Origin of the sequence: Algoriphagus machipongonensis (assembly GCF_000166275.1) — a bacterium.
Classification (GTDB): Bacteria; Bacteroidota; Bacteroidia; order Cytophagales; family Cyclobacteriaceae; genus Algoriphagus; species Algoriphagus machipongonensis.
On record NZ_CM001023.1, the window covers coordinates 4,525,363 to 4,539,027 of the forward strand.

Sequence of the window (13,665 nt, forward strand, 5' to 3'; positions counted from 1 at the left end):
TGCTGAATTAATTTGCCTGTAACTCTCCCCAGTAAACAGTAAATTCCTCCGCCTCTACATTGGGATCTGGTTTTTTCATCCAGACTATTTTGCCCTTTTCAACCATAAACCCGTTTTGGTGCATCTTAGGCAGATTAACAGGAATCATTTCTCCATTTGGCTTCCTTAGAATAGTTCGCATTTTAGCTTCTTCACTAAGCCTCTTTTTGGTTTCATCCGGTGCATCACCCGCCACAACCAAAGCAATAGCTTCTTTATCTTTTGGGCTTGGTGAATAGGTGATTAATAAATCTTCTCCGTATTGAGTTAAGTTAATAATGGAAGAAGGATAAGCTCGTTTTTCAAAACTATTAATTTTACCTAATTCAATCGCCCCTTCTTCAAAGCCGGGATGAGTTTCAAACCCCTCAAGTTCCAAGTCTATTGTTTCCACCAATTCGGGAGTTTCTTCGCCCCAATTGTAGATATATAAAGTGGGTTCACCCTTAAACATCAGGTAGAGCAAATTACTCTTCTGATCAAAATGAAAAATTGGCCTGAAGTCTCTAAAGTAAAAAACATTTCCATTCAGAAACTGAGAGCTTTCCGGGAATGGGATCAACTTTTTGGTTTCATTAGTTTGAATATCCGTCATCAAGATATTCTTTCTTTCCTTTAAAAATTCCGCATCATACTTCCCATCAAAATCTTCTATAATATCTAGAGAGTAAAGCAAGTATTCTTTCCCATTTTTCTCTATCAGCTGTTCATTATCAAATAAAGAAATCGCAGAACCCAAGCCAACCTGATCTTGAAAAATCCTAAAATCCTGAACAACTTCACCTTCTATCTTAAGAACTTTCACTCCATACATAATATCAACAATCACAAGATTCCCATTCTTGTCCAATAAGAAATTTGAAGAAGCCATGCTAAACCTGCCGGGAACATCACCCTCTTTATTCCATTGATTCTCTAGCTCCCCTTCTTTATTAAAAATATAAACCTGCGAGGAAGCCATATCTCTAAAAACATACTGACCTCCTTGCTCCCCTTGATATAAAAAAACTCTTGCCAGGATATCTTTTACCGTTAAAGAGTCAGTTTTTTGAAATTCGTAGCTTAACTCTTGGGAGTTTTCTGCTTCTGAAGATTTTGGGGTTTCACATGCAAAAAGCACAAATAGTAAGGCGTAAAAAGTTGAATAGTTTCTCATAAAGTCAATTTAAGCTTCCATAATACTAAATTTAGTTTAGTTAATAAACTATTGCCTAGTAGATTACTTATTCCTCTCGCTTACTCATTCTAATCTCTTATCTTTGTCCCTGATTATGAAAAAGAAGCCTCCATTTTCTGTTGTCTATGAAGACAACCACCTTTTGATAGTAAATAAAACTGCCGGAGTTTTAGTCCAAGGAGATAAAACCGGAGACAAAACTCTCACGGATTATTGCAAAGATTACATTGCAAAAAAATACGATAAACCGGGAGCTGTTTTCCTCCATCCTGTTCATCGTTTAGACAGACCTGTCAGTGGGTTAGTTGCTTTTGCCAGAACGTCAAAAGGCCTGGAGCGTATGATGGAGCTTTTTAGAAAGCGTGATATCCATAAAGTTTACTGGGCGGTTGTGAAGCGCAAGCCCAAAGAAAAATCAGGTAAACTGACTCACTGGTTAGTAAAAGATGAGCAAAGAAACGTTGTGACTGCTCATGATCATGAGGTACCAGGATCTCAAAAAGCGGAGCTGAACTACAAAACCTTAGGCTTTATGAACGATCATTGGCTTTTGGAAGTAAGACCCATTTCTGGTCGCCCACACCAAATCAGAGTTCAACTGTCTTCCATGGGTTGCCCTATTCGAGGTGACTTGAAATATGGTTTCGCTAAACCTAACCCTGATGCAAGCATCAACTTACATGCCTTCCATCTCGTGTTTGTACACCCTGTGAAAAAAGAAAAAATGTATCTCAGAGCGGCCTTACCTGAAGAAGAGTTTTGGGAGCAGTTTTTACAATATGAGTCTGTCAAAGCAAAAGATCAACATCTCGACAATACCTTTTCCGGATAATTAAATCTAACCTTCTTATGAAAAACCTAATTTTAATTCTAGTTGGTGTATTATTCCTGGCCTCTTGCTCTACTGCGCCAAAAGAAAAGACTATTTACATTGTAAGACATGGGGAAAAAGTATTGACTGGAGATGATCCTATGTTATCAGAAGTTGGTCAACTTAGGTCACAGAAATTGGCACAAATCCTATCAGACAAGGGAATCGAGCATGTTTTCAGCACGAATTACCGAAGAACAAGAGATACCGCCTTACCTACTTCTATGCAAGCTGGTGTGGAAACTCAAATCTATGACCCAAGAAATCATGATGAATTAGTGGAACAACTGAATTCATTAGATGGAAATATTTTAGTAGTGGGCCATAGCAATACTGTAGGTCAAATTGCTAATTACTTTGTTGGAGAAGGTGAAAAATATGGTGATCTATCTGATGATGAGTACAACTTCATCTATATCGTAGACATAAATAAAGATGGCTCTAAAGTGACAAGAAAAACTTTTAGAGATTATTAAACCAAGACCAACTCAATCCCTTTTTCTTCTAGTTTAGACCGATACAGTGCTGGTATCCCTGCGTCTGTGATAATCACATCTACATCTTCCAAATCGCAGATTTTCCCAAACCCCTTTTTTCCAAATTTCTTGGAATCTGCCAGTACGATCGTTTTTTGGACATTCTGGATCATTTGACTATTGAGATGTGCTTCCATCATATTGGAAGTGGTTAAACCGTGCTCCAAACTGATTCCATCCACACTTATAAATAGCTTGCTACAAGCAAAATTTTTCAGCATTTCCTCAGCATAATGCCCTACAGCCGAACTACTACTTTTTCTCACGACCCCTCCCAACTGTACTAATTCGATCTCCGCAGAATCTATCAAAGCCAAAGTCACATTCATAGCCGCAGTAAGTACTGTCAAAGGTTTATTCCTCGGAATAGCTTGAGCAAAAGCAACTACGGTAGTACCTGAACCAATTAATATGGCCTCGTTATCCTCTAAAAAAGCGAGAGCCCTGTCAGCAATTTTATTTTTCTCCTCTACCTGCTCTAACTTCTTCACATTGACCGAACGGTCCGAAACATAAGGCGAAACTGGAGTAGCGCTACCATGCGAGCGATAAAGCAAACCCTTGTCCTCTAAAAGTTTGAGGTCTTTTCGAATCGTTACCATCGTCACCTCCATACTTTTAGAAAGCTCAGAAACTGAAACAAACCCAGCCCTATTCAACTCATCTAAAATGTATTTATGTCTTTCTGCAATGGTCATTTTCTTTCTTTTCTAACCTAAAACTAATGAAACAATAGGAAAGAATAGCAATTTTTTGAATTTTTACTTTCTTATTGTTTCTTTTTCTTTCTTTTTCAATTACTTTTAAACCTATATAGAAAGAAATGAATAGAGAAGAAAATATAAAGCAAATCCAAGACAGTAAAAAAGTCTGGGATATTGCAGTGATTGGAGGAGGGTCCTCTGGATTAGGAGTTGCATTAGATGCGGTTTCCAGAGGTTTAGCTGTTGTTTTATTGGAGAAGGCGGATTTTGCCAAGGGCACATCCAGCCGAAGCACCAAACTGGTCCATGGCGGAGTTCGCTATTTAGCGCAAGGTGATGTAATGCTGGTTCTTGAAGCATTAAAAGAAAGAGGAAAGTTGCTTAAAAATGCCCCTCACCTTGCGCATGACCAGCCTTTTATTATTCCGATTTATTCTTGGTTTGATCGTGTGAAGTATAGCGTAGGGCTAAAGCTTTACGATTGGATGTCAGGAAAACTGAGCTTAGGAAAATCTGAGTTTATCTCCAAAAAAGATACTGTGAAGAGGCTTCCTGCCGTGCTACAGAAGGGACTATTGGGTGGAGTTGTCTATCATGATGGGCAATTTGATGATGCCCGACTCGCTTTAGACATTGCCAAAACTGCTGATGAGGCTGGAGCCTGCATTTTGAACTATACAAAAGTCAGCAAGCTTGAGAAAACCGAATCTGATAAAATATGTGGACTTGAAGTACAAGACTTATTAAATGGAGAAAAGTATCCCTTGAAGGCCAAAATGGTTGTGAATGCCACGGGTGTTTTTGCGGATAAAATTCTACAAATGGATAATCCAGGCGCTCCAAAAACCATTCAACCAAGTCAGGGAATCCATTTGGTCATGGACTTGGATTTCTTGGGGGGGGAAGATGCTTTAATGATTCCCAAAACCCGTGATGGAAGAGTTCTTTTTGCTGTGCCATGGCATGGCAAGTTAGTAGTAGGAACCACTGATACCTTGCGAGAAAAACCAAAATTAGAGCCTGAAGCCTTGAAAAAGGAAATTGATTTTGTTTTAGAAACTGCCGGAGGCTACCTCACTAAAAAACCTACTCGGGCAGATGTAAAAGCAGTTTTTGCCGGCTTAAGACCTTTGGCAAGACCAGAGGAAGGAAGCACCAAAACCAAAGAAATTTCGAGGTCTCATAAAGTCATTATTTCTGAAAGTGGCTTGGTCACTTTGACAGGAGGAAAATGGACTACCTTCAGAAAAATGGGGGAAGACACGGTAGATTATTTTGAACAAATTACCGGAGAAAAACCAGTGCCTAGCAATTCATTAGATATGAAAATTCATGGCCACACGGAAAATCTTCCCGAAGGACATTGGCATCTTTACGGCTCAGACGCAAAAGCCATCCAAGACCTCATTTTGGAGAACCCTTCCCTAGCTGAAAAAATACACCCAGACTTCCCTAATATTACCGCTGAAGTAATTTGGGCAGTAAGAAATGAAATGGCTGTCAAAGTGGAGGATGTTCTCTCCAGAAGAATTCGTATTTTGATCCTTGATGCTCAAGCTGCCATAGATGCTTCTGAAAAAGTTGCTGTCCTGATGGCCGCGGAACTTCAAAAAGATGAGAAATGGATCAGCAATGAATTGGCAGATTTCAAAAAAGTAGCATTGAAATACTTGATTAAAAATTAAGGAGCCTATGATGAGACAAGAGTCAATATTAATTTGATACAGGCGCCCCCATAGTAGGTAAAACAAAAAAAGAATGACCCAAAACAAACCTTACCTGATGGCCTTGGACCAGGGAACAACCAGTTCAAGAGCGATCATTTTTGACAAAAAAGGGCAGATTGTTTCTGTTGCCCAAAAAGACTTTAAACAATACTTTCCTCATTCAGGCTGGGTGGAACATGATCCAAGAGAGATCTGGACCAGTCAATCAAACGTCATGATTGAGTCCCTCGTCAACCAAGGGATCAAAGCAAATCAAATAGCAGGAATAGGAATCACCAATCAGAGAGAAACTACGATCGTCTGGGATCGAAAAACCGGAAAGGCAATCTATAATGCGATAGTTTGGCAGGATCGGCGAACAGCCAATTTCTGCGATCAGCTTAAAGAGGAAGGACACTCGGAGCTTATTGCATCCAAAACAGGACTTATCATTGATGCTTATTTTTCTGCAACCAAAATTCGATGGATTCTGGATAATGTCGAAGGGGCAAGAGAAAAAGCTGAAGCGGGAGAGCTTGCTTTTGGAACGGTAGACTCTTGGCTCATCTGGAATTTGACCGGAGGAAAAACACATATTACAGATATCACCAATGCGAGTCGCACCATGGTCTACAATATCCATAAGCAGGAATGGGATCAGGAGCTTTTGGATTTGCTGGAAATTCCTAATTCCCTTTTACCCGAGGTGAAGAGCTGCAGCGAAATTTATTGTGAAACTGCAGGTGATGTTTTAAGCACCAAAATCCCTATTGCCGGTATAGCCGGAGATCAACAGGCTGCACTTTTCGGTCAACTTTGCACCCAACCAGGAATGGCAAAAACCACTTATGGGACGGGGTGCTTCTTAGTAATGAACACAGGAAAAGAAGCGGTGAGATCTAAAAATCAATTGTTGACCACCGTGGCTTGGAAAATAGGTGATGAAATCAATTATGCATTGGAAGGTTCAGTCTTCATCGGAGGAGCTGCCATTCAGTGGCTTCGCGATGGCATTGAGATTGTAAAACATGCCAAAGATTCTGAGAAACTGGCGACAAGCCTTGATGATAATGACGGAGTTTACTTTGTTCCGGCGCTTACAGGACTAGGAGCTCCACATTGGGACCAAAATGCTAGAGGAGCATTTTTTGGAATTTCCAGAGGAACCACCACTGCTCATATGACTCGAGCGGCATTGGAAGCTATTGCTTACCAAGTTCATGATGTGCTAAAAGCAATGGAAAAAGATTCTCAAAAAGCGACCCAAGAACTGAGAGTAGATGGCGGAGCCACTGCCAATAATTTCTTAATGCAATTTCAAGCTGACTTATTAGATTGTGAAATTAAAAGGCCAAAAATCATAGAAACCACTGCTATTGGAGCTGCCTTTCTTGCAGGTTTGGCTGTGGGCTTTTGGAAAAATCAGGAAGAGATTCAATCTCTTTGGGAATCTGATAGGAATTTTCAGCCAGACATGGACAGCCAAAAACGAGAAAAATTGCTTCATTTTTGGCATAAAGCTGTTGAACGATCTAAAAACTGGATAGAATCATGAACCCATATGTAGCGGAAATTATTGGAACTGGACTTCTCTTGTTATTGGGTTCCGGTGTGGTAGCAAACATGCTGCTTCCTAAGACTAAAGGTCATGGAGGAGGAATCATGGAAATCAGTACGGCTTGGGCCCTAGCAGTCTTTGTAGGAGTTGTCGTTGCCGGTCCTTACAGTGGTGCACATTTAAACCCTGCCGTTACGGTAGGTTTAGCCATTGCAGGAAAATTCGATTGGGCCTTGGTTCCAGGATATATCGGAGCCGAAGTTTTAGGTGCCATGATAGGAGTAGGAATTGCCTGGCTTTTTTATAAAGACCATTATGATGCTTCAGATGATCCGGATTTAAAAGCCGCACCATTTGGCACTTCACCTGCAATAAGAAACCTTCCATTAAACTTCTTTTCGGAACTCGTTGGCACCTTTGTATTGATTATCGTTATCCTCTACAATGCAGGAGTGAAAATCGAAGATGCCGACCAAACCCCCATTGGGATGGGTTCACTTGGAGCAATTCCAGTAGCATTTTTGGTTTGGGTGATCGGTTTAGCTCTAGGAGGAACGACCGGCTATGCCATTAATCCTGCCAGAGATTTTGGTCCAAGATTAATGCATTCGATATTACCAATCAAAGGAAAGGGAAGTTCTGACTGGGGATATGCCTGGGTGCCAATTTTAGGACCTATTGCCGGTGCTGCTGTGGCAGCGGGTATTTACCTTTTGGCAGGAGCATAAAAAAAAGCCTGAAAAATCTAAATTTTCAGGCTTTTGCTTCTTTAATACTATATCTGATTTACTTCAAAACTTCTCTGGCGATAACTAATTTCTGGATTTCTGAAGTCCCTTCCCCTATTGTGCAAAGTTTGGAATCACGGTAATACTTTTCTACGGGATAATCTTTTGTAAAGCCATAACCACCAAAAATCTGAACTGCTTCATTTGAAACGGAAACGCAGACCTCAGAAGCATAGTATTTGGCTTGGGCAGAAGCCAAAGTCACTTTTTCACCCCTGTTTTTCATATCAGAAGCTTTCATAATCAACAGTTTGGCCGCTTCAACTTGAGTAGCCATATCTGCTAACTTAAACGAAATACCCTGAAATCTACTGATAGGCTTTCCGAATTGCTCTCTTTCTTTTGAGTACTGAATAGAAGCCTCCAATGCTCCCTCAGCAATCCCTAGTGACAAAGCAGCGATGGAAATCCTTCCACCATCCAAAACTTTCATCGACTGAATAAAGCCATCTCCAACATTTCCTAGTACTTGAGACTCATGAATTTTACAATCTTCAAAAATCATTTCGGCAGTTTCAGATGCTCTCATCCCCAGCTTATCTTCCTTCCTGCCTCCTTTGAACCCTGGTGTACCTCGCTCCACAATGAAAGCGGTCATTCCGTGTGAATCTCCAACCTCTCCTGTTCTTGCTATCACCACAGCCAAATCCCCCGAAACACCATGAGTAATGAAATTTTTTGCTCCATTTAAGATCCAGTAATCACCATCTTTTACAGCAACAGTTTTCATATTTCCAGCATCTGACCCCGTATTTGGTTCGGTTAGTCCCCATGCGCCAAGCAATTCACAAGTTGCTAATTTTGGAAGGTATTTTTGTTTTTGCTCCTCCGATCCAAACAGAAGAATATGTCCTGTACAAAGAGAATTATGAGCCGCTAATGACAGCCCAATAGAAGGATCCAATTTAGTTACTTCCACAATGGCCGTCACATATTCATCATAACCAAATCCTGCTCCTCCGAAATCGGTAGGAACCAAAACTCCCATGAGACCAAGCTCACCAAGTTTCTTGAATAAATCCTTTGGAAAAAATTGAGTATCATCCCACTCCTTGCGAAAAGGGGTAATTTCTTTAGCACCAAAATCACGAATCATATCCGCAATCATTCGCTGGTTTTCGCTTTCATTAAAATTCATAGAAATGTTACTTGGGTTTATATATCATTTAACCCTAAGATTCAGAATAAGTTTGGATTCCACAAATCAGTATCAACCGCATAAAATTTGCATTCAATTCATTTATTCATGCTATTGATTCATTCTTCTCACCACAAACCTCATATTTAGGGAGTTACAGATGAATTAACCATCTAATATTTCTTTTCATAAATAAAAAATAAATGATTTATCAGCCTCCAAATCAATAATTTACGACCCAAAAGGCACTCAATGGATCAAATCTCTTATTTTTTCTAAAAAATTGATACAAAAGATTTTTTTGGCCAAGACAAGTCTTATGTTTCGGAAAAGCATTTTAAATAGCCTCTATTCTAATTAAATCTGAACCTATAACTTTAGAGAATTGAGAGTAGTATTCAATTGATCCAGAAAACATGGGTGGAAAAAATACCTGAATCTTCATTGAATAAACCAACAGAATAATACACCCTTGGGTTAGAAAAATAAACCAATTATGAAAAAAATAGCACTTTTATTGTCAACAATATTGGCACTTCATTTTACTCAGGCACAGGATATTTCTGGGCAATGGAAGGGAGTTCTTAAAGTTCAAGGAGTCCAATTACCCTTGGTTTTCAATATTGAAAAAACTGATTCCGGTTATAAATCAACCATGGACAGTCCTCAACAAGGAGCTTTTGGAATTCCAGCTACTTCAACCAACTTTGAAAATAGCACGCTGACGATTCAGATAACCAATGCCCGAATTAAGTATGAAGGCACTTTAGGGGAAGATGAAGTTGTCATTGGAGTCTTTGATCAAGGTGGTCAAACCTATCCTATGAATCTCAAAAAGAACACGGAAGGATCGGATAAGCCTACTAGACCTCAGGAACCAAGCAAGCCTTATCCTTACCTATCTGAAGACATTACTTTTGAGAATTCAAGTGCAGGAATAGACTTAGCAGGAACTTTGACTATGCCTTCTACTGGAGAAGCTTTTCCAGCAGTAGTCCTCATTTCCGGGAGCGGCCCTCAAGACCGAAATGAGGAATTGATGGGGCATAAGCCATTTTTAGTACTCTCGGATTTTTTAACGAAAAATGGAATCGCAGTATTAAGATTTGACGATAGAGGTACTGGTAAGTCCACAGGTGATTTCAGTGCTGCAATTACCCAGGACTTTGCTACAGATGTCGAAGCAGCAGTCAACTATTTAAAAACTAGATCAGAAATTAATGCTGACAAGATCGGCTTGATTGGTCATAGCGAGGGAGGAATGATTGCTCCCATAGTTGCTGTGAATACTGATGACGTTGATTTTATAGTGCTTCTGGCTGGCACAGGAATCCCAGGAGACCAATTACTGCTCTTGCAGCAACGTTTGCTTGGTAAAGCTTCTGGCATGTCTGATAGCCAATTAGAAGAAAATGATGTCATCAGCAAAAAAGCCTTCGAAATAGTTAAAACATCAGAAAACCCAAAAAGGGATCTTACAGATCTTATGATAGATGTTTTCAGAAATCTTCCCCAAGACAAAATCCCTCAAGGCATGACAGAAGCTGACTTCGTCAATGCTCAGGTCAATCAAATGAGCAATCCCTGGATGATGAATTTCATTCAATACGACCCAGCCCCTACACTTCAAAAAGTAAGCTGCCCTGTGTTGGCAATCAATGGATCTAAAGACCTTCAAGTAGCTCCAAAAGAAAATCTGGAAGCAATAGAAAGTGCAGTTTTAGCTGGTGGAAATAAAGAGATTACGATCAAAGAATTACCAGGTCTAAACCACCTTTTCCAAGAGAGCACAACTGGAGCTCCAAGTGAATACGGAGCCATTGAACAAACAATTTCTCCTATTGCTTTGGATGAAATTTTAAACTGGATCCAAAAGCAAGTCAATTAAATTTTATAGATCAACAAAAAAAATAGTCCAGAAATCTGGACTATTTTTTTTGATTTTCTTAAAAGGAAAAATCACTTAATATCATCGTATTGCTTCTTCAACTCATCAAAGGTTGATTTCAATTCATTAAAACGCTCGTAGGCATCCTGCCCAGGCTTTTGATCAGATCTGCCGAGCATAGACCCCAAGTATCTTGCTTGATCTTGAAGCATGGGTTTCATGTAAGTCCCGTCTGGAGTGACTAATTGATAGTAAATTGACTCCAGCTGCTGCTTTTTCACATCTACATTTTTAGGAGAGTTTTCCTTTTCCAGTACCAATTCCAAGGCTTCCTTCTTTTTCTCAATCTCTACAATCAATTTTTCTATATCATCTCTAAAAGATTGAATCTCGAGAGAAAGCTTTTCTTGCTCTGCCACATCAGCATCCGAAACCAAAGTGACTCTTGGATCCAACACCACGTCAAACTCCTGCTCCAACACCTGATCTCCTGACATTAATCTGGCTTTATATTTCCCTGTAGATACCAATGGACCATTCCCCACATACGCTCTTTTAGGATCTTTATTCCAACCACCCTGGTGTCTCATATTCCAATCAAATTGATTAATCCCAGGCTTATTGGGAAGTCCTTTGGAAGCAGGTGCTTCGGTAAATTCAGTAGACATGTTTCTGGTGGTATCTGTCTCCGGTTCTTTTGGCCCATCAGCGATGTAGGAGTGAACTACTTCACCTTTTTCATTCAGTATTTCTAAGCGAAGGTTTTCCTGCTTTTCAGCTAAATAATAATTAAGATTTGCTCCTGCTCGAGGGTATTCAGGTCCATTAGTTTCACTTCTTGCATAAAGGAAATTTCGAATAGCAGGCTTGGTATCAAAAAACACCAGCTTTCGATCTCCAATGGAAGGGATTTCTCTCAGGCTAAGTAAATTATCTAAAATCCAGAAACCTCTTCCCATGGTAGACATTACCAAATCATCTTCATGTATCTTAATATCTGTGATTGGGGTAACTGGTAAATTACTCTTAAAAGCAGTCCAGCTTTGTCCATCATTCATAGAAATAAATAAACCAAACTGCGTTCCTGCATATAACACACCCTCTTTCTTTGGATCTTCTCTCACAACTAATGTTGGGAAATCCTCTGGAATACCATTTTCACTTGTGGTCAACAAAGTCCAAGTTTGACCATAATCCTCCGTCTTATAAATGTAAGGTTTCTCATCGCCTAAAAGATATCTAAGAACAGCTACATAAGCTTTTGCTGGATCATGGGGCGATGGCTCTACTGCATCTACACGGCCTCCTTTTGGCATATTAGGCGTTACATCCTCCCAAGTTTCGCCTCCATCTTTGGTCACATGGACTGGACCATCATTAGCACCTACCCAAATCAATCCAGCCTGAATAGGTGATTCCCGAATAGAATAAATCGTGCTGTAGTATTCCTCTCCTGTCACATCCCGAGTAATAGGGGAACCCGATGCCATTTGATTTTCCGGGTCAAATGCAGTTAAATCAGGTGAAATAATTTCCCAAGTTTTCCCATCGTCTGTAGTTTTATGAACATACTGTGAAGTATGGTAGACCATATTTGGGTTGTGTGGAGAAACATGAACAGGCGCTACACGCTGAAATCTAAATTTCAGATCTTTCGGATTATGTCCGTAAATATTTGTTGCCCCTACATAATACTGCAACTCTTGACCAGACCTTTTATCATATACACCAAACCTACCCTTACAATTTGTGTAAACTATATGAGGCTCGCCCGGCTTTGGAACAGCAGGTCCTGTTTCGCATCCTCCCACATTAATGATGTAGGAATTGCTCCCTGACTGGACGCTGGCCGGTGGCATACTTGGAACTGCAATTGCGCTATAATTATCCTGCTGACCTGAATACAAGTAGTAAGGATATTGATCATCTACTTCCACTGAATACAACTCAGCTGTAGGCTGGTTAAACTGAGTAGACCAGCTTTCACCAGAATTTAGAGTCACATTAGCTCCTCCATCATTTGATTGTATCCAGATGGTGGTATCATTTGGGTTAATCCAGATGTCGTGATTATCTCCATGGGGAGTAGAGAGAGACTTCCAGGACTTTCCACCATCATAGGATCGCAAAAAGCGCAAGGAATTGTTGTACACTGTGTTCGCATCCTTTGGATTTGCTTCAATATTCGTGTAGTAAAATGGTCTATTGGTCAAATTGGAATTATCAGAAACGAACTCCCAGCTTTCTCCACGATCTGAAGACCGATAAAGACCTCCTTGATCATCTGAAGCCTCAATGTTAGCATAAACGACATTTGGATCAGCTGGAGAAACAGCAAAGTCAATCTTCCCTGTCAACCCTGTTGGCAATCCATTACTTAATTTATTCCATGTTTTTCCCGCATCGGTAGACTTATATACTCCGCCCTCGGAAGCACCAGAAATAATCGTCCAAGGCTTTCTTTCTCCACGCCAAGCACCTGCATAGATGGTATTCGGATCATCTGGAGCGAGCTCTAAATCAGAAACCCCGACACTGTCTGAGTGGTAAAAAACTTTTTCCCAAGAAGCTCCACCATCTGTGGTTTTAAATACTCCTCTTTCTTCATTTTTAGAAAAAGCCTGACCAATTGCCGCGACATAAACTATGTCTGGATTATCGGGGTGAATTTCTACAGCACCGATCTGCCCTGCTTTTTTAAGTCCAATAAACTCCCAAGTCTTTCCCTCATCCGTTGACTTGTACATTCCTTTACCTGTGATCACATTGGAGCGAAGCCCATCTGATCCAGTACCTACATAGATAATTTCAGGTTGATTTTGATAAACAGAAATAGCTCCTATTGATGGAGTTGAAAAGTATCCATCAGAGATGTTCTCCCATGACATCCCAAAGTCTTTGGTTTTCCAGACTCCTCCACCGGTTGCTCCCATATAAAAAAGTGAGGGTTTGGTAGCTACTCCAGCGACGGCTGTCACACGACCTCCTCGCAGCGGTCCTACATTTCGAAATTTATAAGACTCTAGAAGTGTGGGAAGATCTTGGGAAAACCCAGAAAATCCCAAAACAAGTATGAAGGCGGTGGAAAGAAGCTTCTTCAGCATATGAAATAAATAAGGTATCGATTGACGAAATAGCCATAAAGATACAGTATTAAGAAATTTGAGAATTGCCATCCAAATAATTGTTTCACCATACCCAAAAGTCTTAAAGCTTTAATATTCTTTTTGTTAAGAAGAAAAACAAAGGATACTTTAGAA

The 13,665-nt window shown here is 40.1% G+C and carries 10 protein-coding genes; 6 read left to right on the forward strand and 4 right to left on the reverse strand.

Annotated elements, in window-relative coordinates; all coding sequences use genetic code 11:
• Positions 1-7: 7 nt before the first annotated feature.
• Positions 8-1,195 (reverse strand): hypothetical protein, encoded by a 1,188-nt coding sequence (locus tag ALPR1_RS19170; RefSeq protein ID WP_008203166.1) that lies wholly within the window; start codon positions 1,193-1,195, stop codon positions 8-10.
• A 115-nt stretch (positions 1,196-1,310) separates the two neighbouring features.
• On the opposite strand from ALPR1_RS19170, the gene ALPR1_RS19175 reads away from it, so the two are divergent.
• Together ALPR1_RS19175 and ALPR1_RS19180 are read left to right on the forward strand one after the other, a co-directional pair.
• Positions 1,311-2,048 (forward strand): RluA family pseudouridine synthase, encoded by a 738-nt coding sequence (locus ALPR1_RS19175; protein ID WP_008203168.1) that lies wholly within the window; start codon positions 1,311-1,313, stop codon positions 2,046-2,048.
• 17 nt (positions 2,049-2,065) lie between these two features.
• A complete protein-coding gene (locus ALPR1_RS19180) occupies positions 2,066-2,563 on the forward strand; it encodes a SixA phosphatase family protein (RefSeq protein WP_008203170.1) in 498 nt (165 codons plus the stop codon).
• On the opposite strand, the gene ALPR1_RS19185 is transcribed toward ALPR1_RS19180, so the two are convergent.
• Positions 2,560-3,321, reverse strand: a complete 762-nt coding sequence (locus tag ALPR1_RS19185) for a DeoR/GlpR family DNA-binding transcription regulator (RefSeq protein WP_008203172.1) — start codon at positions 3,319-3,321, stop codon at positions 2,560-2,562. The genes ALPR1_RS19180 and ALPR1_RS19185 overlap by 4 nt on opposite strands.
• Positions 3,322-3,446: 125 nt before the next feature.
• Between ALPR1_RS19185 and ALPR1_RS19190 the strand changes: the two genes are divergently transcribed.
• From ALPR1_RS19190 to ALPR1_RS19200, 3 genes are all read left to right on the forward strand, one after another.
• Complete coding sequence (locus ALPR1_RS19190; protein ID WP_008203173.1) at positions 3,447-5,012, forward strand: glycerol-3-phosphate dehydrogenase/oxidase; 1,566 nt, start codon at positions 3,447-3,449, stop codon at positions 5,010-5,012.
• 73 nt (positions 5,013-5,085) lie between these two features.
• Positions 5,086-6,588: a glycerol kinase GlpK gene (gene glpK / locus ALPR1_RS19195; RefSeq protein ID WP_008203174.1), complete on the forward strand. Its 1,503-nt coding sequence runs from the start codon at positions 5,086-5,088 to the stop codon at positions 6,586-6,588.
• Positions 6,585-7,319 carry an MIP/aquaporin family protein gene (locus tag ALPR1_RS19200; protein ID WP_008203175.1) on the forward strand — a complete coding sequence of 245 codons (735 nt, stop codon included), beginning with the start codon at positions 6,585-6,587 and terminating at the stop codon, positions 7,317-7,319. Before glpK ends, ALPR1_RS19200 begins: the two co-directional genes overlap by 4 nt.
• A gap of 58 nt (positions 7,320-7,377) precedes the next feature.
• Here ALPR1_RS19200 and ALPR1_RS19205 read toward each other — a convergent pair whose 3' ends face one another.
• The gene (locus tag ALPR1_RS19205; RefSeq protein WP_008203176.1) at positions 7,378-8,517 is read right to left on the reverse strand and encodes an acyl-CoA dehydrogenase family protein; all 1,140 of its coding nucleotides are present in this window, start codon (positions 8,515-8,517) and stop codon (positions 7,378-7,380) included.
• 496 nt (positions 8,518-9,013) lie between these two features.
• On the opposite strand from ALPR1_RS19205, the gene ALPR1_RS19210 reads away from it, so the two are divergent.
• Positions 9,014-10,405, forward strand: coding sequence for an alpha/beta hydrolase family protein (locus ALPR1_RS19210; protein WP_008203177.1), 1,392 nt, complete (start codon positions 9,014-9,016; stop codon positions 10,403-10,405).
• Positions 10,406-10,476: 71 nt separating this feature from the next.
• Here the strand turns inward: ALPR1_RS19210 and ALPR1_RS19215 are convergent, their stop codons facing one another.
• Positions 10,477-13,509: a hypothetical protein gene (locus ALPR1_RS19215; RefSeq protein WP_153231841.1), complete on the reverse strand. Its 3,033-nt coding sequence runs from the start codon at positions 13,507-13,509 to the stop codon at positions 10,477-10,479.
• Positions 13,510-13,665 lie beyond the last annotated feature (156 nt).

Bases quoted from the DNA above. Each gene is read 5' to 3' on its own strand.
- ALPR1_RS19170 (WP_008203166.1), bottom strand. From the start codon at position 1,195: ATGAGAAACTATTCAACTTTTTACGCCTTACTATTTGTGCTTTTTGCA.
- ALPR1_RS19175 (WP_008203168.1), top strand. From the start codon at position 1,311: ATGAAAAAGAAGCCTCCATTTTCTGTTGTCTATGAAGACAACCACCTT.
- ALPR1_RS19180 (WP_008203170.1), top strand. From the start codon at position 2,066: ATGAAAAACCTAATTTTAATTCTAGTTGGTGTATTATTCCTGGCCTCT.
- ALPR1_RS19185 (WP_008203172.1), bottom strand. From the start codon at position 3,321: ATGACCATTGCAGAAAGACATAAATACATTTTAGATGAGTTGAATAGG.
- ALPR1_RS19190 (WP_008203173.1), top strand. From the start codon at position 3,447: ATGAATAGAGAAGAAAATATAAAGCAAATCCAAGACAGTAAAAAAGTC.
- glpK (WP_008203174.1), top strand. From the start codon at position 5,086: ATGACCCAAAACAAACCTTACCTGATGGCCTTGGACCAGGGAACAACC.
- ALPR1_RS19200 (WP_008203175.1), top strand. From the start codon at position 6,585: ATGAACCCATATGTAGCGGAAATTATTGGAACTGGACTTCTCTTGTTA.
- ALPR1_RS19205 (WP_008203176.1), bottom strand. From the start codon at position 8,517: ATGAATTTTAATGAAAGCGAAAACCAGCGAATGATTGCGGATATGATT.
- ALPR1_RS19210 (WP_008203177.1), top strand. From the start codon at position 9,014: ATGAAAAAAATAGCACTTTTATTGTCAACAATATTGGCACTTCATTTT.
- ALPR1_RS19215 (WP_153231841.1), bottom strand. From the start codon at position 13,509: ATGCTGAAGAAGCTTCTTTCCACCGCCTTCATACTTGTTTTGGGATTT.